Source organism: Sphingorhabdus sp. YGSMI21 (genome assembly GCF_002776575.1).
Lineage (GTDB): Bacteria > Pseudomonadota > Alphaproteobacteria > Sphingomonadales > Sphingomonadaceae > Parasphingorhabdus.
Genome location: NZ_CP022548.1, coordinates 1,350,833 through 1,371,443, shown reverse-complemented (window position 1 = coordinate 1,371,443; position 20,611 = coordinate 1,350,833). Strand labels below are relative to the sequence as shown.

17 protein-coding genes are annotated in these 20,611 nt (G+C 54.5%); 10 read left to right on the top strand and 7 right to left on the bottom strand.

Annotated elements, in window-relative coordinates:
• Positions 1 to 21: 21 nt before the first annotated feature.
• From traU to CHN51_RS06655, 6 genes are read left to right on the top strand one after another with little or no spacing between them, the layout of a single operon-like run.
• On the top strand, positions 22 to 999 hold the full coding sequence (gene traU, locus CHN51_RS06680) for a conjugal transfer pilus assembly protein TraU (RefSeq protein WP_206170113.1): 978 nt from the start codon (positions 22 to 24) through the stop codon (positions 997 to 999).
• On the top strand, positions 996 to 1,754 hold the full coding sequence (trbC, locus tag CHN51_RS06675; RefSeq protein ID WP_100093326.1) for a type-F conjugative transfer system pilin assembly protein TrbC: 759 nt from the start codon (positions 996 to 998) through the stop codon (positions 1,752 to 1,754). Before traU ends, trbC begins: the two co-directional genes overlap by 4 nt.
• Positions 1,751 to 3,493: a conjugal transfer protein TraN gene (locus tag CHN51_RS06670; RefSeq protein ID WP_100093325.1), complete on the top strand. Its 1,743-nt coding sequence runs from the start codon at positions 1,751 to 1,753 to the stop codon at positions 3,491 to 3,493. The genes trbC and CHN51_RS06670 overlap by 4 nt, the downstream gene beginning before the upstream one ends.
• A complete protein-coding gene (locus CHN51_RS06665) occupies positions 3,490 to 4,332 on the top strand; it encodes a conjugal transfer protein TraF (RefSeq protein WP_100093324.1) in 843 nt (280 codons plus the stop codon). The genes CHN51_RS06670 and CHN51_RS06665 overlap by 4 nt, the downstream gene beginning before the upstream one ends.
• A complete protein-coding gene (locus CHN51_RS06660; RefSeq protein ID WP_100093323.1) occupies positions 4,322 to 5,758 on the top strand; it encodes a conjugal transfer protein TraH in 1,437 nt (478 codons plus the stop codon). The genes CHN51_RS06665 and CHN51_RS06660 overlap by 11 nt, the downstream gene beginning before the upstream one ends.
• 17 nt (positions 5,759 to 5,775) lie before the next feature.
• Positions 5,776 to 8,484 carry a conjugal transfer protein TraG N-terminal domain-containing protein gene (locus CHN51_RS06655; protein ID WP_100093322.1) on the top strand — a complete coding sequence of 903 codons (2,709 nt, stop codon included), beginning with the start codon at positions 5,776 to 5,778 and terminating at the stop codon, positions 8,482 to 8,484.
• Positions 8,485 to 8,487: 3 nt separating this feature from the next.
• Here the strand turns inward: CHN51_RS06655 and CHN51_RS06650 are convergent, their stop codons facing one another.
• The gene (locus CHN51_RS06650) at positions 8,488 to 8,697 is read right to left on the bottom strand and encodes a hypothetical protein (protein WP_100093321.1); all 210 of its coding nucleotides are present in this window, start codon (positions 8,695 to 8,697) and stop codon (positions 8,488 to 8,490) included.
• Between the two features lie 229 nt (positions 8,698 to 8,926).
• Between CHN51_RS06650 and CHN51_RS06645 the strand changes: the two genes are divergently transcribed.
• Positions 8,927 to 9,286 (top strand): helix-turn-helix transcriptional regulator, encoded by a 360-nt coding sequence (locus CHN51_RS06645; RefSeq protein ID WP_240616881.1) that lies wholly within the window; start codon positions 8,927 to 8,929, stop codon positions 9,284 to 9,286.
• Positions 9,283 to 10,587 carry a type II toxin-antitoxin system HipA family toxin gene (locus CHN51_RS06640; RefSeq protein WP_100093319.1) on the top strand — a complete coding sequence of 435 codons (1,305 nt, stop codon included), beginning with the start codon at positions 9,283 to 9,285 and terminating at the stop codon, positions 10,585 to 10,587. The genes CHN51_RS06645 and CHN51_RS06640 overlap by 4 nt, the downstream gene beginning before the upstream one ends.
• 153 nt (positions 10,588 to 10,740) lie before the next feature.
• Here the strand turns inward: CHN51_RS06640 and CHN51_RS19505 are convergent, their stop codons facing one another.
• Complete coding sequence (locus CHN51_RS19505; RefSeq protein WP_123906262.1) at positions 10,741 to 10,947, bottom strand: hypothetical protein; 207 nt, start codon at positions 10,945 to 10,947, stop codon at positions 10,741 to 10,743.
• Between the two features lie 354 nt (positions 10,948 to 11,301).
• Here CHN51_RS19505 and CHN51_RS06630 point away from each other — a divergent pair, with 354 nt between their 5' ends.
• Positions 11,302 to 11,937 (top strand): S24 family peptidase, encoded by a 636-nt coding sequence (locus CHN51_RS06630; RefSeq protein WP_100093317.1) that lies wholly within the window; start codon positions 11,302 to 11,304, stop codon positions 11,935 to 11,937.
• Between the two features lie 635 nt (positions 11,938 to 12,572).
• Here the strand turns inward: CHN51_RS06630 and mobF are convergent.
• The 4 genes from mobF to CHN51_RS06605 all read right to left on the bottom strand — a co-directional run bounded on the left by mobF (position 12,573) and on the right by CHN51_RS06605 (position 18,877).
• Positions 12,573 to 15,497, bottom strand: coding sequence for a MobF family relaxase (mobF, locus tag CHN51_RS06620; protein ID WP_100093315.1), 2,925 nt, complete (start codon positions 15,495 to 15,497; stop codon positions 12,573 to 12,575).
• 48 nt (positions 15,498 to 15,545) lie between these two features.
• Positions 15,546 to 17,879 carry a type IV secretion system DNA-binding domain-containing protein gene (locus CHN51_RS06615; RefSeq protein ID WP_100093314.1) on the bottom strand — a complete coding sequence of 778 codons (2,334 nt, stop codon included), beginning with the start codon at positions 17,877 to 17,879 and terminating at the stop codon, positions 15,546 to 15,548.
• A complete protein-coding gene (locus tag CHN51_RS06610) occupies positions 17,869 to 18,198 on the bottom strand; it encodes a hypothetical protein (protein ID WP_100095460.1) in 330 nt (109 codons plus the stop codon). The genes CHN51_RS06615 and CHN51_RS06610 overlap by 11 nt, the downstream gene beginning before the upstream one ends.
• A gap of 457 nt (positions 18,199 to 18,655) precedes the next feature.
• Positions 18,656 to 18,877 (bottom strand): hypothetical protein, encoded by a 222-nt coding sequence (locus CHN51_RS06605; protein WP_100093313.1) that lies wholly within the window; start codon positions 18,875 to 18,877, stop codon positions 18,656 to 18,658.
• Positions 18,878 to 19,236: 359 nt separating this feature from the next.
• On the opposite strand from CHN51_RS06605, the gene CHN51_RS06595 reads away from it, so the two are divergent.
• Positions 19,237 to 19,470, top strand: coding sequence for a DUF6437 family protein (locus CHN51_RS06595; protein ID WP_100093311.1), 234 nt, complete (start codon positions 19,237 to 19,239; stop codon positions 19,468 to 19,470).
• A 100-nt stretch (positions 19,471 to 19,570) separates the two neighbouring features.
• Here the strand turns inward: CHN51_RS06595 and CHN51_RS06590 are convergent, their stop codons facing one another.
• Positions 19,571 to 19,957, bottom strand: a complete 387-nt coding sequence (locus tag CHN51_RS06590) for a single-stranded DNA-binding protein (RefSeq protein WP_100093310.1) — start codon at positions 19,955 to 19,957, stop codon at positions 19,571 to 19,573.
• Positions 19,958 to 20,611: the final 654 nt, after the last annotated feature.

The window sequence follows — 20,611 nt, the reverse complement described above, 5'->3', positions numbered from 1 at the left end:
AAAATTGCTTGTCTGCTGGCGATGCTGATGATCGTCAGCCTCGCCAGTCCAGCCCGTGCGGATGCGGGTCCTGGCAAATGCACCGGCAGTTTTGTCAATCCCATCACCGATATCTGCTGGTCCTGTCTGTTTCCTATTTCCGTGGGCGGTCTCAAAATATGGCCTTCAAACAAGCCTGATCCCAAAAACCCCGCCAGTCCGCTGTGTCTATGCGGCATTCGTCCCGGCATCGCCATGGGATTTTGGGAACCGGTGCGTCTGGCCGATGTCTCGATGAAGCCCTGGTGTTTTGTCAATCTGGGCGGGACCAAGCTCGATCCCGGCTTTGATATCGGCTACCGGTCAATCTCCGGACCATCGGCGGTCGGCGGGGCGAGCCAATATTATTCAAGCTGGCATGTTCACTGGTATGCCTATCCGCTGATCTACTGGATGGAAATTGTTGCCGATTTCCTCTGCCTTGAGCCCGGCTCGATCGATATATTATACATCAGCGAAATTGATCCGCTGTGGCAGGATAGCGAACTCACCGCGATCATCAACCCGGAAGCCGTCCTGTTTGCCAATCCGCTGGCGCTCGCTGCCTGCGCTGCCGATTGCGTCGCCGCCACCGCCAATCTGCCGCGCGACGAACTATTCTGGTGCGCTGGCTGTCAGGGTTCAATGTACCCGATGAACGGCAATGTGTCGGCTTCCATTGGCCATGTCCAGGCTTCAAGACTGGTCCTGTCCCGCTTTGCGTATAAATTGCATCGGCAGCTGGTGGCCTGGGGCACGATGGGCAGCAAAGGGCTGTGCGGCAAATATCTGATGCCGGTGATGCGCAAGCAGCAATATCGCTTCCAGATGACCAATCCCAATCCCGCGACCAAGGGCCGCTTCGCCTGTCCGCCGATTGGCACCTCGACCACCTTTCAATCTGCCGGACAGGTCATTCCCGCCATTGGCGAAGACATGGGCTATCTCGTCTGGCGCAAACGGAACTGCTGCGCGCTATGAAAAAATTGTTGCCCACTTTAGGCCTATTGACCTTCGCCATTGGCGGCATTGCTGCCGCGCAGCAACAGGCAGATGACAGCCTTGATATCGAAGCCATCAGGGAAAATGCGAAGCGCCATGCAGGGGAAGCCGAGGCGCTGGCTGCCAATGTCCGTGAGCGGGCGCAGAATATCACGCCTGAAGCCCGAACGCTTCAGAACGAAGCGCGGCAAAATGCAGGCAGTTACCGGCAAAGCGTCGAAACTGTTTCAACCAAAAACGAACTGCGATTCGATTTTGATGCGATGATCCGCGATCATGCAGAAGCGGAACAGGCGGCGTTCAAGGGAACACCGCGCTTCATCGCCTTTGCCAGCCTGTCGATGCCGGCGGCAAGTTTGAAGGCGCTGCTCAGGGATATGAGCGATGCAGGCGGCGTTGTCGTGCTGCGCGGTTTTCCTGAGGGCGACGCGGGCAAATTCAAGGCGCGCCTTGCTGCGCTCTGGGAAAGCGGAGAAGAGACGGATGGTCTGGGCATCGACCCACGCCTGTTTCGCGCATTCGGTGTCACGGCCGCGCCGACGTTCGTGATGGCTTCGTCTGATTTCGAGCCTTGTGACGGCTTTGACTGCACCAGCATTGTCCCGCCCTTTGATCGCATGACCGGAAATGTCTCGGCTGCCCATGTTCTGGAACGCTTTGCATCAGGCGGCGGCCCCGGTGCGCAGCTAGCAGGCCTTCACCTTAAACGCCTGCAAGCAGGAATGCGCCCATGACGAGGCGACACATCCCTGCCCCCATTATCACACTCTTTGGCTGGATTGCGCTTGCCTCGTTAGCGCATTCCCAGACGCAGGAAAGCGCACGCGCCGATGGCAAGGCCTTTGGTCAGGCGCAGATTGAAAAAGCAAAAACGGCGGCGTCCACGAGCCCTGATGCTGACCGCATTCCCAATTTTGATGCGGACAAGGCAAGCGCGCTTTCCGATCTGGCCGAGCAGCCTGAACGGCTTGAGGCGGAAGCGCGGAGCGCTGCTCGCTCGCATACGGGTCTTCAAACGATCGAAGACAGCGTCCGGCGGCGCGCGCGCTTCACGCCAGCTGAGATCGAACGGGTCATTGCCCGAGCCGGCGCAATCAATGAAACACCGCTTGAATATACCAGCGGCATGGCGATCGGCGGCGAGAAAGGCACCTGTGTTCCGCTACCACCGGGCAGCGGGACGGCGGGCAGCTATTTTGCGACCTGCAACACTGGCACGATCATTGAGCAGGGCAGCGGTATGTGCAGCGTCACGCTATTAGCCGAAATAGAACAGCAACCCCGTTATCACTATCTCTGTCACGCGATAAGCACCTATGGTTTTGGCGTTGCTCCTTCGTGCGATATTTTCAAAGCGGATAGATGTCAGGCTACGGGATCGCGCCCCGGACCCTGCCTGCAATGGGGAGGCAATCGGGAACAGGGGCGTTACTGTGTCGAGCCAGGCGAACCTTATGTGGAAATGACCTGTTCTTCATCAGTTGTGGGCGAGACTCCGTACCTTGTCACCTCAGAAAATATCGTCACAATCAGTCGCGATGAGAGCCGGTGCCAAAGCTGGAGTGATGAAGCCGATTGCAGTCAAATATCCGAGACATGTACCGATGAGGCTCCACAAACCCGGATCGTAGACGGCGTTGCTGTCACCCTAAGCTGTTGGGGCTGGGAGCGCCGCTACCAATGTATTCGCCGGAGCGCTGGCAATGACTGCAACGAGATTGAAGCGAGGTCCGATTGTCGCTTTGTGCGCGAGGACTGCATCAGCGAAGACAGCCCCTGTTCGACTATCGAGCGTGTCTACGAGTGTCCGGTTCCCGGCGGCGATGGTACGGGCACGCAATATGTCTGCGACGGTGATGTTTATTGCATCGACGGATCCTGCGAAACGATTGAGCGCAAAGCGAATGATGAATTCAAAGACGCAGCCACGGCGCTGCATGCCATGGACGAGGCGCGCGGACAATTTGATCCCGAGACGCTGACCTTGTTCAAAGGCAGCCGCGAAACCTGCTCCTCGAAAGTTTTTGGCGTGCTTAACTGCTGCAAGGGCAAGGGCTTTCCGCTGATCCCCGGCGTCAGCCTGCTGGTCGCGCTGGGCTGCGACCGTGAAGAAATCCTGCTCCACGAACGCGATGCCCGGGGCCTGTGCGCCTATGTTGGTACTTATTGTTCAAGCAAGTTTCTTGGGGTCTGCACTACCAAGCGCAAGGCTTATTGCTGCTTTGAATCGAAACTGTCGCGCATCCTGCAAGAGCAAGGCCGCAAGCAGCTTCCCAAGCCCTGGGCCAAAGCTAGGGAAGAACAATGCGCCGGGTTCACGCTCGATGAATTTGCCCGGCTTGATCTCAGCCAGATGGATTTTAGCGAAGTCTATGCCGAATTTACCGAAGCTGCGCGGCTTCCCGATGAACTGGAGACCAGCGCGCTTATCCAGCAGAAGATAAGCGATTATTATGAACGGAGCGGACCATGAAGCAGCGTGCTTTTTATCTTAACCCGCAACAACATCTCTACGTGCTAGCTGCCATCATCCTCATGCTTTGCGCCATGTTTGAAGGGTCGGCCAGTTCGGCCAGCGCGCAGGAAACAGCGTCCAATCCTGCCGATGCGCTCTACTGCCAGGAACGGCGACTGGGCTATTATTTTTACTGTGTCCAGCCAAAGGTAGAAGTTCCTGGTCCGTCAGAACAAGAGCATGCTGCAGAAACCGCGGTCGAGCAGCTCGGCGCGATCACAAAATCGCTGCGCGAACTCAAAGCCAAAGCCATCATCGAACCGACGCCAGCCAATGTGACGGCCTATATTCGCTTCCAGCGCGAGCAGCTCGACCGCGCTTCGCTGTTCTCTGATGTCTGGCAGCGGGCAATCTGGCAGGACCCGGGTCTCGATTATACGCTGGAGCGGCCGGTTTCGACGCTCGCCAAAAGGCAATGGCAGGACAACCGCCAGCAGGGCCGCGATGCAGTTATGGCGCGCCTGTCATCACGCTACGGACTGTTCTACTTTTTTGCCCAAAGCTGCGGTGCCTGCGAAGTGATGAGCCCGATTGTCAAATCGGTTGCCGCCCGCTGGAACATAACCATACGCGCCATATCCACCGATGGCGGCCCGTCGGCGCATTTCCCGGGTTATAAGGTCGAAACCAGCGAGCGAACGCGCATGGGGCTGGAGGCTAAAATTACCCCGGCGCTGGTGCTGTGGGACAGCTTGACCAAGCGGCCCATCCCGATCGGTTACGGCGTCCTGTCGGCCGACGAGCTGCAGGACCGTATCTATCTTCTCACTTCGAAGGAAGCCGGACATGACTACTAAGCTATCCAAAATCGCGGGGCTTTTGGCGGCGCTCAATCTTGCCGTCAGCCCGGTCGCGGCCCACGTCGGTGACAGCATGGACCGCTTCATGGATGACATGGGCGGGGCAGCGAATGTAACCGGGCCGACGGCGTTCCAGGGCCAGTCGGCAGGCTATTACAGCCTCGGCAATGTCTGGACGCGCTTTCCCCAGAAAACGACAAATATCGCCAATCTGCAGCTACCCCGCGCACGCGCTGGATGCGGCGGCATCGATATATTTGCAGGCAGCTTCTCCTTCATCAATGCCAGTGAAATTGTGGCGATGCTCAAAGCCGTGGCCAATAATGCGGTGGGCTTTGCCTTCAGCCTCGCCATCGACACAGTCTGTCCCGAATGCTCGAAAATCATGCAGGAGTTTTCCCAAAAAGCCCAACTGATGAACAATCTCAATATCAACAGCTGCGAGATGGCGCAGGGGCTGGTGGGCGGCGTCTGGCCGAAAGGCGATCTCGCCGACAAGGCGATCTGCGAAGCCATTGGTAATTCGGAAGGCATATTTACCGATTATGCCGCAGCCAAACATGGCTGCGGCACGAGAGGCCAAAGGAGCGCGACCAATGCGAGCGCGGGCGCTGACTACGCCGACGTAAATCCCGGTGTGGCGCGCAATTACACATGGCATATCTTGAAGAAATCGGCCTTTTTCAATCCGAACGGAACATTTGACCGCGAGCTTGCCGAATATGCAATGACGCTGATTGGCACGGTCATCTATGTACCGCCCAAAGACGATAGCCCCGGCAAGTTCACACCTTTTGGCGGCGATGCGTCTTCAAGTCTGGTCACCGCTTTGCTCGACGGAACGCAAAGCCAAACGATCAAGGTTTTTGACTGCGACGAAGCCGATCAATGCCTCAATCCGACGTTCCGCAATATGAGCCTCGCTACCTCAAAAGCGATCCGTCCCCGCGTGGCAGCGATGATCGGCAACATGGTCAATGCGATCCGCAGCGACAGCGCGATTGGCGATGCGGAAAAGGAACTTCTGCAGGTCGCGTCGGTGCCGCTCTATAAAATCCTCACCGTGCAGGCCGCTTATGGCCGCGGCATGCCCACCGATGATCGTGAGACGCTGGCAGAAATTGCCAGCATCGATCTTCTTTATGCCATTTTGGAACGGATCGTATCGGAATCTGGCCGCTCTATGGCCAGTTTCATCGCCGCTGACGAAGCCAAGCTCAGCCTGTGGCGCGGGCAGCTTGCTGATGTTCGGGCTGGTCTTGCACAGCGGCAAGCCACGGGCCAGGCGAAAGTCTCAGCCATCATGCAGATCATTGAGAAGACCGCGATGATCGAAAATCTGCTCGCGGCTTCAATGTCGCCCTCGATGGCAGCAGCGCTAGACTGGTCGCGCGGCGTTCAGACCCGCAGCCTCGTTCCGTGACAGGAGAGTAGCCAGACATGCTCGAGATTTTTACGGTCGGCGGCGGCGAATATATCGTCAATGTCCTCAATGCAGTTGCCAGCTGGACCGGCGCGGGCGGCTATAAGAGCCTGATCCAGGTCACCATGGTGATGGGGCTTGCATTGGCCGTCATTGTGCTCGCATTCAATCAGGACTGGCGCGCCTGGCTCAACTGGTTTTTGGGCGCAACGCTCATCTATATGTGCCTCATGGTGCCGCGGATGGATGTGCAGGTCACCGACCGCGTCAATCCCGGCCTCGCTCCGAGCGCGGTCGCCAATGTGCCATTAGGATTAGCGCTCATGGCGAGCTTTACCAGCCAGATCGGCGATTATCTGGTGCGAAGCTCGGAGGTCGTGTTCGGTCTCCCAAATGATCTCAATTACTCCAAAAATGGCATGATCTATGGCGCGCGCTTGTTCGAGGCAACGAAATCCTTGCGCATTTCCGATCCGGAATTTGCCACCAATCTCGACGAGCATTTTCGTCAATGCGTATTTTATGATCTGCTGCTTGGCCGGATATCGATGAAGGAAATCTCCGAGAGCAATAATATCTGGACGACGATTGCGCCGGGCAGTCAGGCGCGTGCACAGAAATTTCTGACGCGGCAGGCCGATGACAGTGTCACGGCCAGTATCATTACCTGCCGCGAGGCTTATGATAATTTAAACGCACAGTGGGCGGGATTGATTGACGCGATGAGTGGCACTTTTGGTCGCCAGTTATACCCGAAGCAGACCGCAGCGCTCGCCAAAGCCAAGCTGATAGCGGATCTTCCGGTTGCCTATAATTATTTGGCAGGCGTCTCGACAAATGCGAGCGACATTTTCCGGCAGGTGCTGACGATCAATGCGATGAATCAGGCGATGCATGGCATGGCCGGGGCCAGCGGAACATCAAGCGTTGATGTGTTTGCGCAGACCCGCGCGGATATCCAGACCGAACGCACTTATGCCTCGATTGCGCACAATGCTATGAAATGGGTCCCTATCCTCAATGTGGTGCTGACGGTGGTGTTTTACGCGCTATTCCCGGTGCTGTTTCCGCTCTTCCTGATGCCGAAAACCGGCCCGGTCGCGCTGCGCGGCTATGTGACCGGCTTCTTCTATCTTGCCGCATGGGGGCCGTTGTTTGTCATACTGCACATGATCCTGATGTTCAAAGGCGCAAGCGAAGTCAGTGCGGTGGCCGGCGGCAGCGGGCTTAGCCTTGCCACCTTTACAGGGATGAGCGACGTCAACAGCGATATTGGTATATTGGCGGGCTATCTGGTCGCGTCGATCCCGTTTCTTGCAGGCGGCGTTGCCAAAGGTGCGATGGCGATCTCGTCGCAGGCTACGTCATATCTTAATCCGAGCCAGAATGCTGCGGAAGAAGCGGCGCGCGAAGCCAGCACTGGCAATGTCTCTATTGGCAACAGCAATCTCGACAATAGCAGTGTGTTTTCACGGCAATTCGCGCAAGCCTCGCTGGCCCCCAATATCGGCTATGGCGCAGCACAGACACGCGGCTTTGGCGAAAGCGGGACACAGACGACCAGTTTTGCCGATGCTGAATTTGCTACCGTCCCGAATTCGCAATATCCCTTCACCCCGACATTGGGGCAGGACTTCACATCGAGGCTGTCAACGCTGGCGAGCAACAGCCGCAGCCAGAGCGAGACCTTCTCCAACATGGCCCAGCAATCGACCAGCTCTGCGATCACAAGGTTCAATGAGCTGCGCGACACCTACAGCAGGGGCACGTCTTTCGAGACCTCCAGCGGTCAGGGTTCCAGCAGCAGCATTGGCAGTGCATTCAGTGAAGTCGACAATGCATCCAAAGGTCTGCAGCAGCAATATGGCCTGTCACGCCGGGCTTCCGATGACATTACCATCTCATGGTTTCTCAATGGTGATGCCGGATTGGGTGTAAAAGCGGAAAGAGGAGCAGTGAAAGGAAATGCGGGGCTTAAAGGCGGCCGGAATCAAAGTTGGACGGACAGTGATATTGGCATTGCCTCGGAAGACCGTAGCAAAATCCTAGGTTCGCTCAAACAGATCTCGGAGACCAACAACTGGTCGAACACGCGTGACAGTTTCTTGCGCAGCGTAAGTACGAGCAACAGCTCGCAGGTCTCGAGCAGCGCGTCGGGGCTCACCAAATCGCTTACGGAAGCGCAAAGCTATACCGTTGAAGCAAGGCGCGCGCAGGAGGTTGCCAGCAGGCTTGAGAACCAGGCGACATGGTATGAGAATAATAATGTTGCCGGATCGCTTAACCTCAGTCAGGCCTATCGCGACTGGGGAATGTCAGAAATAGATGCCAACCGTGACTATTATGGTCAGGCACGCTTTGATGACATCGATTTCCAACTGAGCGCGAAAGGTCAGCAGTTGCAGGCGCGTTTTGTTGAAAGCTATGCCGATCAGCTTCACGATGAAGTTGCGACTGATCTCAACCTTCCGGCCTTTGCGCCCGTCAGTAAGCCGGGCGTGGGCAGCGCGGGAGATGTGCGAGGTAGTGTATCGCTTTCGCAATCGGGACGTAGTCCAGTGGGCGGATCGTCTGGCGACGGCTCGATTGTCGAAGAGGTAAGTAGCGTACATCAACGTGGCCGCGAACGGATTGGAACTGTAAAAAGCTATCTGGGCAAGCAGACAAAAGGCGCGAAAGGGGCTACCGAAAAGGCCGCAGACGATATCAAGGAATGGGGAGAATAGTGCTCAAAGCAATCCATCATAAATGATAACATATATGACGAAAGCCAAGAGTAATAAGAAAAATGCAACTAGCCCTGCCTTCCCCCAAGGGTCGGCCCAGGTCTTTTTCCATGTATAGGCGGTAAGCCGGTTTTCGGCGATCGCACGGTCAATTTCCTGAAACCCCTCCCATTTTGGATCTTGGCGATTTTGTTGTTTTTGCTCGTCAGTCATGGTCCTTCACTCCAATGCGTCCTGGCAGTTCTCACTATATCATCATCGATGTCTATTTTCGACTGCAACAAATCACCCTGTTCAGAGCTGCACTCTACTTTAATGCATTATGTTCGATACATAATTTGAATATTAGATCATAATGATTGAATATTGACATATTATGCATATTTCAATAATGAAGCATAATCGATACACAAATGTATTTTTTAGCGTTAAAGGCTTAACAATGGCACATTATATGGAAACGCAGCATAGGCCGCTTGCGGCAACGCTGGCGAGTCTCGGCCAGAGAGTGGAAGCATACCGTATTTCGCGCAACCTCAAGCAGGCGGAATTAGCAGAAATGTCAGGAATTTCACGCTCGACGCTCGCGCGCATAGAGGGCGGCAAAGGCGGGACAATCGATAGCCTTGTCCGGGTGATGCGCGCATTGGAGCTGGAGGACCGGTTGCTCGAGATCGTCCCAGATGCGACCCTTAGTCCGCTCGATCCACGGTCGGATAAGGGCAAAACCCGACAACGGGTCCGGCGGCCCGAAGGCGAGATTGAAACGGAAGAGTGGACATGGGACGATAAAACGCCATGACACGTGCGGTCATCAATCTCTGGGGCCGTCAAATCGGCGCTGTATTATGGGATGAAGGCCGAAATATCGGCGTCTTTGAATATACTCCGGAATTCGTTCGCAGCGGGATTGAGGCCGCGCCGCTTAGCATGCCGCTGCGAAGCGGCGTCTATGATTTCCCGGCATTGCCATTTGAGACCTTCAAGGGGTTGCCTGGAATGCTCGCGGACAGCCTGCCGGACAAATTTGGTAACGCCCTCATCAATCGCTGGCTTGCAGAACAGGGAAGAAGCCCAGACAGCTTCGATCCTGTCGAGCGACTATGTTATACTGGTCGGCGCGGAATGGGCGCATTGGAATTTGAACCAGCCGCAGGCGAACCAAGGAGCCAGGGCGGACCAATTGAACTTGCGCCGCTAATCGAGCTTGCCAATCGCGTTATAGCCGCCCGTGAGGACTTGGCGGGTGTGCTGAATGGCGACGACGATCACCATGCTCTTCAGGAAATATTGCGCGTGGGAACTTCAGCGGGCGGCGCGCGGGCGAAGGCAGTCCTTGCATGGAATGAGGAGACCGGCGAGTTTCATTCAGGGCAATTGAAAGCAGGCCCGGGCTATACCCAGTGGCTCCTCAAATTTGACGGTGTTTCCGGCAATGCCGACAAAGAGCTCGCTGATCCGATGGGCTATGGCAGACTGGAATATGCCTGCTATTTACTCGCCAAGGAAGCGGGTATTGCCATGATGCGGTCTCGGCTCCATGAAGAAGGTGGCCGCGCTCACTTTATGACACAGCGTTTTGATCGTACCGAAGATGGCCGTAAACTGCACATGCAATCGCTTTGCGCAATGCGGCATTTTGATTTTAACCTAGCTCGGGCATATAGCTATGAACAGGCCATTGAAACCATTCGCATTCTGGGTCTCGGGCGCGATGCTCTAAAAGAGCAAGTCCGACGCGCTCTGCTCAATATATTCATTCGCAATCAGGACGATCATACCAAAAATATTGCATTCCTGATGGACCGCGATGGAAGCTGGAGTCTATCGCCAGCATTTGATGTCACTTATGCATATAATCCTAGCGGGGTCTGGACGAGCGAACATCAGATGTCACTCGCAGGCAAAACAGACAATTTTAACTTGGAGGATCTCATCACATTTGGAAAATTTGCCGACCTCAAAGCAGCAGAAACCAAAGCGATCATAGCAGAGATTAAATCCGCAATCGGTAAGTGGGATCAATTTGCTCAGATCTCGGAAATTCCTAGAAAAATGGCAGAAAAGGTCAGTAGCGGCTTCCGCAATCTTGAGATCAAATGAATCGTCCGACATTGCCCATGGCAATCTTGGGAAAGTTCTGAATGTTCGAAGTGATTACATATTTTCAATAAATGGTTAGCCAAAGCCAATATGATAGAGACAGCGGAATGCATTCGTAAACCTACGTTGAAGCATTAGCGCCCTTAAGCAAATTCATACCGCCAAATGCTCTAAGCCATAACGGCTCAACCATGGCATTAGCGGTTCGATTGAGCTTGCTGGATAGAGTGAGTTTTGCGCAAAATCGGCAACCCTTCCCAATTCGTTGCGAAGAAAATCGCCCGCTTCCTTAGTCGATGAGATAGCATTTTGTGGCAGAACGACAACAAAGTCATAGATCTTCGCATATTCTTTGTCCACAATATGGTTCAGATCCTACGCCAGGCTCTGGAAAGACTTCCCAAAGCCTATTAGAATATTTGGTTACTTGTCTCGCCTAGATACTTTTCCACCTTCTCAACCGTCCGTCGCCTCGGTCTTCGCCCCATTCTTAGGTCCAACACGAACCTAGGATCGCCAACTGCTCGCCTCCCAAAGCGCGTTGCAGAAATATGGGTTTGCTTCAGGTGCAATTCGATACGGTCTAATAGTTTCATTACCTTCCTCGAATCAGTTTTCACTTGTGTTCTTGTTTTGTTCCTATTAGGAAGAATCCATATTGTCTAGGATAATTCCTATGAGCAAAATGACTGGATTGAATGAAAGGCATTGCCGATGGACAATGTTAGAGAAGAGCTGGACCGGCTTATCCGGCAAAACAAGGATGATTATTCAGGCCTATCTCGGCTACTTGGCCGCAATCCTGCTTACATCCAGCAATTTATAAAACGCGGCAGCCCGCGCAAGCTTGATGACGAAGATCGCCGGAAGCTAGCGCGTTACTTTGGCGTCGATGAGCAGCTGCTTGGCGGACCGCCGCCTGCTATCCATAACGGACTTGTCGAAATCGCTGTCCTCGACGTGGATGCTTCGGCAGGGTTTGGGGCGATTGCCGAAAGCGAAAATAGCCAGACCCGCTTTGGCTTTGACGAGAGATGGCTCAAGAAACTGACACCGTCCAAAAGTTCAAGCCTTTCGATTGTTCGTGTGCTCGGAGAATCTATGGAGCCAACTCTCAGCCACCGTGATGAGGTGCTTGTTGATGCTTCCGATCACGGCTCGCGCCTGAGAGACGGAATCTACGTCTTGCGTTCAGACGATACGCTTGTCGTCAAACGGGTTGCCCTCAAACCTGGCGGCAAACAAATCACGATCTCCAGTGATAATACAGCCTATCCGACCTGGGATGACGTGGACCGCGCGTCCATTCATATCGTTGGCCGGGTCATTTGGTTCTGCCGCACGTTGTAAGCATTTACAGCTTGGCAATTATCCAGTGAAAGAGCGTATAAAGCGGCCAGCCCAGTATCAAAAGAGCTATAAGACCCGCCGCAAAATAGAGCAGCCTCTCCCGCCAGCTCTTGTTTGGCCTGCTCGACTGATCAGGCACAGCGATGCCGCTTCCAATATTTGTCCCACCGGGCGGCCCATCCGCCGCGCACCATTGCGCAGTTGATATCGCCGCTTTTGGGCGAGACGCACCAGGCTGCGGTTCTCGATCCACCAGCTCCGCCATCGGACCTACACCGCATCGCGCGGCCACTCACCAGAATATGACCTTCGCTGGACGTGCCGATCGGACGGCCGACAAGATTGACGAGTGCATCGCGGGCTGCTTTTGCTGTTGCATTGGGACAAGGATGACCGGACCTGCAGGTGCCATCCATTTCGCGGGCGGCTATGCCGGATAGTCTAATTCTTGGACCTTCAGCGCACCAAATTGGTCCATCGCCATCCCAGACCCTGATAGGCGTGCAGGTGAACGTTTCACCGCTTGGAACAATGGCCACCTTCAAGGCGAAGAGCAGGAGCAGATTAAACATCATCCAAACCACATGCGATAGTCCCAAAGATATGTCCAGTGATGGTAGCACCCATTTTGTCGTTTAAATCCCGATTTCGAACGGCTTCACCATGTCTTTCGCAATTTCCGGCTTGTCTTTGCCGAGCGGTTTTTCCTGGGCCGGCCTGCCCGCTTTCAACCCCGTCGCAGCAGCTTGACGGAGCCGCTCGGTTACTTCCAGTGCAGAAGTTTTCGTGCCTGGATTATGAGCTACCGCGCTGCTGAGCTTGCTGGCATTATCAACAAATAGTGTCAGACTGTCGCGCAGCCGGGTTATCGTCACCAGAAATGTCTGCTGGTTGGCAAGGTTCTTTTCGCGGCTATCCATAACCGCGATACCGTGGTCAGACGTCAGGCCCTGCGCCATATGGGCATTGAGCGCATAGGCTAAATCAAGCCGCTTGAGCATTGGGTCGCTGCGTTTGAGCCTATGTTCAAGGCCGGCTGATGTTACCAGCGTGACATAGGTGTTGTTGATATCGATAATCTTTGCCTGATCTGCATTGAAGAGGCCGCGCCGGTGATCATTTTTGGTCCACCGAATGCGGTCTCCGCTATGAATGTCGATCTGCTTTTCTTCAAATAAGGCCAATCGATCTGCGCCTTTCGCAGACCGCATTTTGGAGGACTGAAACTGCACTATGTTCCCTTTGCTATCGCGTAATTTCACGATTCTGCGGGGCGCATCAACGGCAGCTATTTGGTATTGGCCCGGCCTCAGACCTTGTTTGCGATCGCGGGCTTCGACCTCAAGCACCATGCCTGCTTTATAGGCCGACATATAGCGCAGCTCCTCGCGCGTGGCGTTAACGCGGGAAAGAGTGGACAGGCGCAAAGGTGCCTGTCCAAGCTCGCCATTGGCTTTTAAGCCGGTCTGGACGGCCTGATTGACCGCAGACCGCAGAGCCCGCCCCGACGCATAGATAGCGGTATTTTCGCGCTTCGATGGCGCAAGCGACAACCAGCGTTCGGCGGCCATGACCGCGCTGTCGCCATTGGTTTCGACGGTATGATCCTTGAGATAGCCCATGGCTTTGGCGACCTGACCTGATTGCGCGGCGGATTGTGCGCGGCGCAATCCTGAATCGCGCGCGCGCAGATTGACGTCCATGACCGCGCGTTCGGCGCCAGCTTTCTGGATCAGATCAAAAGGCTTACCAGCATCAACAGCGCCGAGCTGCTTGCGATCCCCGATGAGCACCAGCCTGTCGACACGCGCCAGATTGGCCAGGCGGATGAGCTTCTCCTTGTCGGCACTGGACACCATTGAAGCCTCGTCGAGAACCAGAACATGATCTTTGAGTTGCCGTCTTGCCTGTGAAAGCAGTGCGCGATCAGCCGGCGTATCCAGCAATTTGGCATGGTTCCTTAAAAACCGCGCCAGCGTCATTGACGATATACCAGTGTCGCGTTCCAGCATCTGGACGAGCGTATTCTGGACGGCAAGCCCCAGGACCTTTTTGCCTTCCTCTCGTAATAGCTCTGAAACAGGTTTGAGAAGGCTAGATTTGCCAGCGCCAGCAACCCCCTGAACCGCTACAGTCCGATTGTGAGACGACAATATGAGCCGGGCACCGGCTTCCTGTCCCTCGTTGAGCGTCAGGCCGTGGTTAAGCGCAGACACGGCTTGAACACGCTGGGACGCAACATCGCTGCCGACAATAGGCAAAACCGCTGAGCGTCCGAGTGCGACGTGGGATAATATCTGCTCCTCAAGCGTTATTGCGTCCTGCGAGGTAAGCCAGTCTTTCTGTCCGCCTGCGCCTTTGACAAGAGTGCCCGAGCGGACCAGAGCACGCACCTGCTGTTCGACATGATCAATGGTCGTTGGCAATCCAAAGTCGAGTGCGGTTTTGAGCAAAGCCTCGCGCGACCAAGCGGCCTCTCTTTGTCCAAGATGCCTGACGGCAGATGCAACACACTGCGCCGCTGCAATGGTTTCAGCATCTTTCTTGAATATATGGTCTGGAATCAGCGGGTCATCCGCATTTCCGCGAATACGCGCTGCAAAATCGCGCAGCAGTTTTTTACCGCGGTCGGCCAGATTTTTGGCGAAGCTTGGAGCCGCATCGAGCATTTCGGCGCGATCAAGAGCAGATGAAATCTTGCCCTGTAGATCAAGACCAATATCATCAGCTGCGCCGCGCCAACTCGACGCCAATTCATCACGGTCTGCTATCGGGGCTTTTGCCGATCGGGTCTGAAGCGCTGCGATATCCCGCGCTTTGGGCGTCTGAATTCCGAGGCGGTGAACCGCATCGACAATTTCCTGACGCCGGGAAGAAAAGGCCATAATGTCGGCTCTTGTGAAACCCTCGGCCTCAAAATTGCCATGCTTGCCGGTCGCGCCCGGCTGATAGCCAAGCTTTTCAACGGCAATTCTGAACCGCGCCATGGTCATGCTGTTAAGCAAAGTATTGAGCGACCAGAGACGATCATTTTTGAGGCTGAGCCATTTCCCGTCCGGGCCCTGCGTGACATTGGCGACAACAGCATGAAAATGCAGATTAGGTTCCTGATTGCGATTGGTATCATGCTGGAACAAGCCAATAGCGAGATTACCGGTTGGCACCGTTTTGATCTGTCTCTTTTCTACAATTCTGGTTTCTGCTGCATTCTTCTCGGCCCATGCCAGCGTTGCGATCACAGCTTCACGATATGCCTCGACAATACGCTTATCACCGCCGACCAATGCCAGAAGCGACCAGCTTTTCGGCAGCGAAAATGTGAGATCAGTTCCAGGCCGGTGCGCCTGGTTTTGATTACCGACCTGAATAGCTCCAGGCAGTTTGCCGCTCAGTAAAGCATCAAAGGCCTTGGCATCCACTTGACCGCTAAGGCCCAGCGTTTCAGCAGCGTTTCCTACCCATATTCCTGATCGGTCGGCATCGGCTTTGGCGTAATAATTGTCGGCAGCAAAATAAGTTGCGGCGGCGGAAGAAGAGCGCACATTGGCAATGGAGAGCATAAGAATGACCTATGGTGAATGAGCCCCTCGCTCCCGATATTATCTATCCTACATGTCAGGCTCCCAGTCACCGAGATCGGGCTCTTCGTGCGCGTCGACAGCGCCTTCCAATAGGTCTTTTTCCTGCGGCGGACGGATATCGCTTTGGATACGCGGTAACGCATTATTTGGAGCTGATGCCGCTGCTGCTATTCCCGCGATCTGGGTTGCCTCGTTTTGACCATGGCCTTCATTCAAACCATCCTGTGCAGCTTGGTCGTCGCCCGTCACAAGGTTCTCTACAGGCAACGTGGCGTGATAGCCGGCGGCCACCAAGGACGGATCGCTGCCTCGAGTTTCAGCAGGCGCGCTGGTGCTGTGTTTCAATATTTCGGCAGGTTTATCCCGCGTTTCGGGATCACTCGATTTTGCGGGATCATCGTCTTTGTTTTCCAAACCCGACAATAGGTCCATTTGACGCAATTCGACCGGTTTCCCGGCTCCATCATCGTTGGCGGATGGATGTTCACCATTGTCGCTTGTTCTGCGTTCAGTTTGTACTTTCTCAGGCGATCCATGGTCGAACATGGTCGGATTGGTTTTGACGGCTTCACGGGTAATGAAGCCTTCGGCAATTCGCGGCCAGTCGCGCGGCGTCAGAGCAATGGGCGCTGCGGGAAAACCGTCTGGAAACTTGATATAGCCGGAGAGCCTCGGCAGGTTCATGAACTGGTCGGGAAGGAGCAATGGTTCAACCTGACGGCGCGGCGTCAGGCTCACCGCATCGCGGGCGTTATTATAACCGTAGCTATAGCCCTCCTCCATATCCTTTACCTGCCGATGCCCGATAAAGTCAGAGCACCAGGTCGCAGTCTCGCGGTCTGCGGTGGCAAGGATAAGCTTGGTACGCGCGAGCGAAGAAAGTGTCATCGCCATATTCTCCCCATAGACCTCTTTCAGCTTGGCGAAAGCGTGCACGCCGGTCACGATAGCCCCACCAAAATTTCGGGCCGTTTGCAGCCCTTTTTCCAGTGCTGGCAGGCGGTGGAGTGCGCCAAGTTCATCGATGAGGAACCAGAGGCGAAGATCCTTTGTTCGGTCCGTCGTCATCAGTGTATTCATCGCGGTGTCCATCCACAAGGTGAGAAGCTGGGACGAAATACTCATCTCGACATAGCGCGCTGAAATGAACAATATGGATCCGGCCATGCAGTCGCCGCGCACCCAGTCTCGAAGGGAAAATGCAGGTCCATCTGTGGGCAATAATTTGAGCGCCTTGGCATTGGCGTTGAATACCGCACGGATGGACTCAGCCATGCGCGCAGCTTCGGGAGCTGTAAGTGGATCGGCCATGGTTCCGCGCATAAGTTTATGCACCTGCGCAAGGTCGGCGGTCATTAATTTGGACGCCAGCGCTTCATTGGTTGCTTCGCCTTTGGCCCTTAAATGAAGACACATTTCCACAAATAGCATACGCGCGGCGAGCACCCAGAACTGCTCGCTACCCCCGCCATCATGAGGCACCAATGCTTCTGCTGCCGCATGAAACTCGCCCTCGCTTGAGCAATCATTGAAGACACTCCAGGCCGGGCAACGTTCGTCAAGAGGATTCAAAATGACGTCGCGGGACGCATCATAAAATGTCTCGACAAACGCCCCGGTCAGATCAAAGATCACCGCCCGCTGGCCGCGTCGGCGCGCTTCGGATACCAGATCAAACAATGCGACGGTTTTACCTGTTCCCGTTGTGCCGATAATCATCGCATGGCTTTGTTCCAGCCGCCATGGGTAGCTCAACCCCGCCAGATGCGAAGGTACATAATAGCCCGCATGTTCCAAGGCCGCGCGGCCTGCCAAATGCCATTTGAAACCCAGTTCGGCGCGCATCTCGCGCCCCTGTTCGATCCGGTTATGCCGTTCAATCTCCTGTTCCAGTTCCGGCAACGTTACCAGCATCGCGCCGCGTTCATGTTTACGTTCCTTGGACTTGCCGCCGAAATGTTCGGCGAACCAATAGAAGAAGATGAAAGTCGGCGTCAGGACCGAGGCACCAAGAATAATCGCAAAGCGGACCGCGTCCCAAAAAGCGGCCACTGCTTCTCTCATCAGCGGGAAATCGCGTATCAGTGACATTGGCAACTGCGCATGCCCGCCAGCTGCCAATTTGAGGTTTACCAGCTTTGCCGGATCAAACTCCATAAAGGCATAAAGGCTGGCATAAATTTGCATCCAGACCAGGTAGAGTTGATGATCATCCAGAGCGCTTGTAACGTTCCACCAGCACAGCCCGATCGTTACCACTGCAGCTACTATCACCGGTCCTTTTAGACCGGCGGCAAACATGAATGCAAAATGCCCAAGTAGCTGACTGCCGCGCGTGAAATTGAGGAGGTTACGCTTCATCATCGCCTCCTGAAACAGGAGCCGAAGTCAGTCCCAGACGAGCCAGTTTACGGTGATAGGCTTCGAGCGTTCGTTTCCTCAAGCTGCTATCTGGATGGCCTGCCAAAAGAGCATCGAGCGCTATGCTGATAAAAATATTCTGGCGCTGGGAATCGAGCGGAAGGATCTTGCCACCAGCAGAATTTTGCGCATGCCATGCATCGACCAGAAGGTCGCGCACGACAATGCTGACACTGACCTTACGATCATCTGCCTGTGATCTCACCCAAACGGCAAGAGCTTTTGGAACGTAGGTTTGAAGACTGATATGCTTGTTCATGATCAGGTTCCTGTGGGAATATGGAACCTGGTTCACCTTGCGGAAGGTATGATGAGAATAAATCGTGAACAAAGTAAAGTCAAAGGCTTTATAATTATTGATTTTCAGTACATTAAAAGAATATAAATTGCAGGCAAATCGCGAATCCGGCTTGTAAATCACGCTTAAATTATTTGGGACCAATGCAAGTTTTTGATATTAAACTATTGAATTTAATGCATATTGCGAAGGCAGCCCGCTGCGTAGGGTGTGCACCCCTGTCCCCAGCCGCTAAGCAGGGATCCAGCAATTCGGCGCATCTTCTCCATAAAAACTTGAACGCCTTCATCCAGCTGACCCAAAGCGCGCGCGTCGGCACTTGTGCCCGCGCTCATTTGGCACGTTTTCACTATCCGCTTAATTCGGAGCGAGCATGAAAAAGGGCAGGAACTGCTTGCAGTTCCTGCCCTGATCCAGATCAGAAATCGTCTAGCAAAGCACCGTGAACCGTGTGCACGACGCGGGAGTAAAGAGCAGCGGGTAGCGCGTTGTAATCTCCTTCATCTACGGCAATATAGCCAAGCTCATCATCTTCCAATATATGCTGGTCAAAGTAACTGTGTAACGCCCTGCGCTCGGCGCATTCCAGAGCTTCAAAATAGCTCTGCGTTGGTGAAGAAATGCAGACTTGAAATGACATGATAATCCTCCTGAAGTTTGTCGAAAACGACAGGAAAAGTTGAGAGGTTCGCTTGCTGGACCGGGTCACAGGATCGCCCGAAGGGTGACCGCGATAGCGGCGGTGGGGGAAACGATTTTGTTCGCATGGATAAACGCCCTCATAAGGGCGCCATGTGGGCAAAATGGTGGGGCCCCGCCCGTCCTTGACGCGGGACAGGACCGGACCTCAAACTTGATAGATAGTGAGCAGCACACCCCTCCATCCTCCGCCAAAGCGACTATGAAGAGATTGAAAATTTCCCGTTTCCTACAGCTCAGAATGTGTGCCACTAAGCTAACAGGGCGAGCACAAAAGAGGGGATTTGAAAGGATCCTGTAATGCCTACGAAGCGCAGCGCGCTTGCCGCACTGAAAAGACTCGAAACCGAAAAAGCAGCGCTTGCTGAAAAGCAGCGAACATTAGAGCAAAATGCAGCCCTCGAGATTGGTCAGATATTTCTGGGCAGCGGGATAGAGAGCTTCACACCTAAAAACTTGAAGCGGATCGCAATCGCGCTTGGCGCTATGGGCGAATCTGACGCACTTGCCCGGCTTGGTATCGCAGAAAATTAGGGTGCAGCTTTTACCCATCTTGCGCGCTTAAAAAACAAGAAAAAGGCCCCGCCGGTTGTCCGGCGAGGCCTGAATTTTATGGCTGCAATGCAACCTGTGATCAATCGATTTCGGGCGCATCCTGATTGTCTTGCGAACTGCCTTTGGTGAGGAAATCAACCTTGTCGGCGAGGATCTCGCAGCCATAGCGTTTGATGCCATCATTATCTTCCCACTGGGTATAGTGGATGCGGCCTTCGACCGCGACCAGCTGACCCTTGGTGCAATATTGCGCGACGTTTTTGCCGAGACCGTTGAAGCAGGTTACGCGGTGAAATTCGCTATCCTTGACGGTATAGCCATTGTCATCCTTGTAGGTTTTACCATCCTTGTTCCGGGCGGGGCGGTCGGTCACGACTGTGATCGATGTGACGGTAATTCCACCCTGGGTTTCTCTGGCTTCGGGATCGCGTGCGATGCGGCCGGTCAGTATTGCGATATTGGTCATGATATTTCTCCTGAATTAACAAATCCGGAAACCATTTCCGGCTTGCGAACAGTCAAAAGAAGCAGGGCATGAGGGAACTGCACCGAAGGGGAACCTGCTTTGCCCGGGTGGTGCGGGCAGCCGGTCGCAGACCGGCAACACGGCCGGAAGCAAAGCGGGTTGCATGTTTCCTGCTGTCCTGATTCAGACAGGTTCGCGAAAAAGCCGGATTGGGTTTCGGTATGGCGGTTCGGGGATCGTCAAAGCCTATTGAAATAATGACCGGTTATCTTGCTATCACTCGGCAGACCTTATCGGGGCGGAATGTTTGATGCAGAGAGCAAAATGCGGCGTGATGCCCAGCGTATCTTGATGGTATAGCCAAGGGACGAAATATTGGCGCTGCCGTTTAGCGAAATTGAATCATCGCCGCTCAAAAGGGCCGCGCAAAGAAACGTCTCATCGTCTATATCACCCGGTCAGACGCGGCGTCACGCAAACACAGATATTGGCTATAACGGGGAGATAAGAATGCCATGCCAGCGTCCGGACCTGAGCCGTGTTGATGCTCTTTTGGCATAGCGGAAAGGATCCAGCGGTTTGGGTGAGCGGTGCCGGTTGGAATTACAGAAATAGCATGCGGCTACGACGTTCTGAAGCGAATCAAGTCCTCCT

Excerpts from the sequence above, each read along its gene's own strand:
- traU (WP_206170113.1), top strand. The coding sequence starts at position 22 with ATGCTGATGATCGTCAGCCTCGCCAGTCCAGCCCGTGCGGATGCGGGT.
- trbC (WP_100093326.1), top strand. The coding sequence starts at position 996 with ATGAAAAAATTGTTGCCCACTTTAGGCCTATTGACCTTCGCCATTGGC.
- CHN51_RS06670 (WP_100093325.1), top strand. The coding sequence starts at position 1,751 with ATGACGAGGCGACACATCCCTGCCCCCATTATCACACTCTTTGGCTGG.
- CHN51_RS06665 (WP_100093324.1), top strand. The coding sequence starts at position 3,490 with ATGAAGCAGCGTGCTTTTTATCTTAACCCGCAACAACATCTCTACGTG.
- CHN51_RS06660 (WP_100093323.1), top strand. The coding sequence starts at position 4,322 with ATGACTACTAAGCTATCCAAAATCGCGGGGCTTTTGGCGGCGCTCAAT.
- CHN51_RS06655 (WP_100093322.1), top strand. The coding sequence starts at position 5,776 with ATGCTCGAGATTTTTACGGTCGGCGGCGGCGAATATATCGTCAATGTC.
- CHN51_RS06650 (WP_100093321.1), bottom strand. The coding sequence starts at position 8,697 with ATGACTGACGAGCAAAAACAACAAAATCGCCAAGATCCAAAATGGGAG.
- CHN51_RS06645 (WP_240616881.1), top strand. The coding sequence starts at position 8,927 with ATGGCACATTATATGGAAACGCAGCATAGGCCGCTTGCGGCAACGCTG.
- CHN51_RS06640 (WP_100093319.1), top strand. The coding sequence starts at position 9,283 with ATGACACGTGCGGTCATCAATCTCTGGGGCCGTCAAATCGGCGCTGTA.
- CHN51_RS06630 (WP_100093317.1), top strand. The coding sequence starts at position 11,302 with ATGGACAATGTTAGAGAAGAGCTGGACCGGCTTATCCGGCAAAACAAG.
- mobF (WP_100093315.1), bottom strand. The coding sequence starts at position 15,497 with ATGCTCTCCATTGCCAATGTGCGCTCTTCTTCCGCCGCCGCAACTTAT.
- CHN51_RS06615 (WP_100093314.1), bottom strand. The coding sequence starts at position 17,879 with ATGAAGCGTAACCTCCTCAATTTCACGCGCGGCAGTCAGCTACTTGGG.
- CHN51_RS06610 (WP_100095460.1), bottom strand. The coding sequence starts at position 18,198 with ATGAACAAGCATATCAGTCTTCAAACCTACGTTCCAAAAGCTCTTGCC.
- CHN51_RS06605 (WP_100093313.1), bottom strand. The coding sequence starts at position 18,877 with ATGTCATTTCAAGTCTGCATTTCTTCACCAACGCAGAGCTATTTTGAA.
- CHN51_RS06595 (WP_100093311.1), top strand. The coding sequence starts at position 19,237 with ATGCCTACGAAGCGCAGCGCGCTTGCCGCACTGAAAAGACTCGAAACC.
- CHN51_RS06590 (WP_100093310.1), bottom strand. The coding sequence starts at position 19,957 with ATGACCAATATCGCAATACTGACCGGCCGCATCGCACGCGATCCCGAA.